Origin of the sequence: Mesorhizobium sp. M7A.F.Ca.CA.004.04.2.1 (assembly GCF_004022825.1) — a bacterium.
GTDB lineage: Bacteria > Pseudomonadota > Alphaproteobacteria > Rhizobiales > Rhizobiaceae > Mesorhizobium.
In genome coordinates this window covers 1-2,006 of the sequence record NZ_RZPH01001054.1, presented here as the reverse complement: position 1 = coordinate 2,006, position 2,006 = coordinate 1, and the positions used below count along the sequence as shown (strand labels likewise).

General features: G+C 58.7%; 4 protein-coding genes, 1 tRNA gene and 1 pseudogene. 3 read left to right on the top strand and 3 right to left on the bottom strand.

Annotated elements, in window-relative coordinates:
- Window positions 1-201: 201 nt before the first annotated feature.
- Window positions 202-411: pseudogene (locus EN893_RS31170) on the bottom strand (hypothetical protein); the annotation flags it as partial.
- 306 nt (window positions 412-717) lie between these two features.
- Here EN893_RS31170 and EN893_RS31165 point away from each other — a divergent pair.
- Genes EN893_RS31165 through EN893_RS31155 form a run of 3 tightly spaced genes read left to right on the top strand, consistent with a single transcriptional unit; the run spans window position 718 to window position 1,601 of the window.
- Window positions 718-1,005, top strand: a complete 288-nt coding sequence (locus EN893_RS31165) for a hypothetical protein (protein WP_164749088.1) — start codon at window positions 718-720, stop codon at window positions 1,003-1,005.
- Entirely contained in the window at window positions 1,002-1,283 is a 282-nt protein-coding gene (locus tag EN893_RS31160) for a helix-turn-helix transcriptional regulator (RefSeq protein ID WP_127270073.1), read from the top strand. Before EN893_RS31165 ends, EN893_RS31160 begins: the two co-directional genes overlap by 4 nt.
- Window positions 1,284-1,322: 39 nt before the next feature.
- On the top strand, window positions 1,323-1,601 hold the full coding sequence (locus EN893_RS31155) for a hypothetical protein (protein WP_127270075.1): 279 nt from the start codon (window positions 1,323-1,325) through the stop codon (window positions 1,599-1,601).
- A gap of 86 nt (window positions 1,602-1,687) precedes the next feature.
- On the opposite strand, the gene EN893_RS31150 is transcribed toward EN893_RS31155, so the two are convergent.
- Window positions 1,688-1,764, bottom strand: a tRNA-Arg gene (locus EN893_RS31150).
- Window positions 1,765-1,811: 47 nt separating this feature from the next.
- A partial coding sequence (locus tag EN893_RS31145; RefSeq protein ID WP_164901268.1) for an NADH dehydrogenase ubiquinone Fe-S protein 4 occupies window positions 1,812-2,006 on the bottom strand: 195 nt, incomplete at its 5' end.

Below are 2,006 nucleotides of genomic sequence, written 5' to 3'. Positions count from 1 at the left end.
AACAAAAAGTTCTGGCGGGCGGGGAAAGAAACGACACCAGACAGACAAGAGAGGTGAAGGGAGACGGAGGAGGGAGCAAACGGGAACAAAGAAGGAAGAGGAAAGCAGACAGAAGGGTGAAGAGAGGGAAGGCGGGAGCAAAGGGCAGGCCGGACAAGGGAAAAACGGAGAGCGAAACAGACAGAGTCGGCAGTTGAGCGTTGACTCACTCAGCGCATCGACGACAAAGGATGCCGCGATCAGGTCGTCGGCATCGAGGCGCAGGGAACCTCCGTCGCCTCCCATGGCTGAAGCCACTTTTTGAAAGGTTTTCATTTCGTATTCCGTGATCCGGGCGTCCTGCATCTTGGCCTTGAGATCGGCGATACGCCGATCCAGAGCCGAAGATATGCCTATTTCTCGCTTCGACATGGCAACACTCCTCCCCACCCTTGTTTGCCTCCCGCCTGTCCACTTTTATATGAGGGTTCTCGAATACAGCGGGCCGAACGCGCTGTGCGCAGGAAGGTTCCGAAAAGGCGGAGTCACGAAATAATACGCTGGCGCCGGGCGGCTGCCCGAGCCACGCCAACGCCTCATCACCGAACAGAGTTGGACGGCTTGCGGTATTTGCCGCTGTCGGGGCGACCCTGCATGGAGAAAGCTGATTCCGCGATTTTGTTATATCAGATCTAGCTAATCCTTGACGCCGGCAGATGACGCCCCAGAATCAGTGGCATGGCAATAAAGGTCGGCGACGAAGTGGCGGTCATGGCGACGGTGCTGAAGCGCGTCACGGAAGACCGCGTCAGCGTGTCGATCCCCGGTTACAATTTTCCGCATTCGGTCATTGATCCGGCGACCAGGCTGACCAAGGGCCAGCTGATGGAATTATCCGGCGGCGTTACGCGAATCGACGGCGACAAGGTCACGGTATCGCTCGGGACAATGGTCACAGTGGATAGGGACAAGGTACGCCTGGTGCAAAGCCATGTCCCGCCGAAGCGAAGGGATCTGAGGATGTGAACAAGCGAAGCTCCACCGTTTCAGGGATCCAGCCCCTTACATCCCAGCAGTGCAGAGCCGCACGAGCGATGCTGAAATGGTCGCAGGTGCGACTCGCCGCGAAGTGCGGCCTCAGCGAAGGAACGATTGGCAGTTTCGAGAGCGGACGAAGGATTCCGAGTTCGGCCAAGCTGGCTGCCATCCGTCGAGGGTTGGAGGCAGCAGGCGTGATTTTCGTCAATCAGAAGGCCGCAGTGACCAAGAGCGGTCCGCCTCGTCAAACTATCGGTGGAACATAATTTAGATATCGCTGTTAGAGCGCAAACGGGAGGCGAGCGATGTTCAAACGTGAAATCGGCATTGTTTCGGACTGGTCGAAATTGGTGGCGGACGATCCTCTGATCGCCGCCGATATAGCCCGGCGTTTTTCTGTGCGCGCTTGCAATGACAACGCCGCCGCCGACGACGACGTCCCGTGGCCCGGCACCGAAACCCGAAATCCCGACTTTGCCGGCCTCGCGACACCCGCCGAGTATCCTCGGCCGATCGTGCTTCTAGCGACGATCTATGCGTCGACGGTCCTGGGGGTAACGCTGCTTCTGGCCGCGGCGGTTTGAGCGCACGAGGCCCGATGCCGCTCTCTGAAAGCCCACGTCTCCGGTATAAACCGTAACCTATGTGTCCGGAACGGACCGAAAGGCTTTGGCGATCCCGACAGGATTCGAACCTGTGACCATCGGCTTAGAAGGCCGGTGCTCTATCCAGCTGAGCTACGGGACCGCTGGCCGGCCTTTGGGCCGGCTGGATATTCTGGCATTGGCCGCCGTTCAATGCGTCCAGGGCGTCCTGCGGTCATAGCGGAAATTCTCCGCATAGGAAATCTGGCGGCGCTTGGTCTCTTTCGGCTCTTCGACGCGGAAAGCGAGCCCTTGCTTTTCGGCGTAGGCTACCGCCTCTTCCCGCGTGTCGAAGCTAAGCCTGATCTGGCTTCTCATGTCTGCCGACGTCGTATAGCCCATCAG

What these genes read in the sequence shown, in the direction of transcription:
- EN893_RS31165 (WP_164749088.1), top strand. Translation starts at nt 718, where the DNA reads ATGGCAATAAAGGTCGGCGACGAAGTGGCGGTCATGGCGACGGTGCTG.
- EN893_RS31155 (WP_127270075.1), top strand. Translation starts at nt 1,323, where the DNA reads ATGTTCAAACGTGAAATCGGCATTGTTTCGGACTGGTCGAAATTGGTG.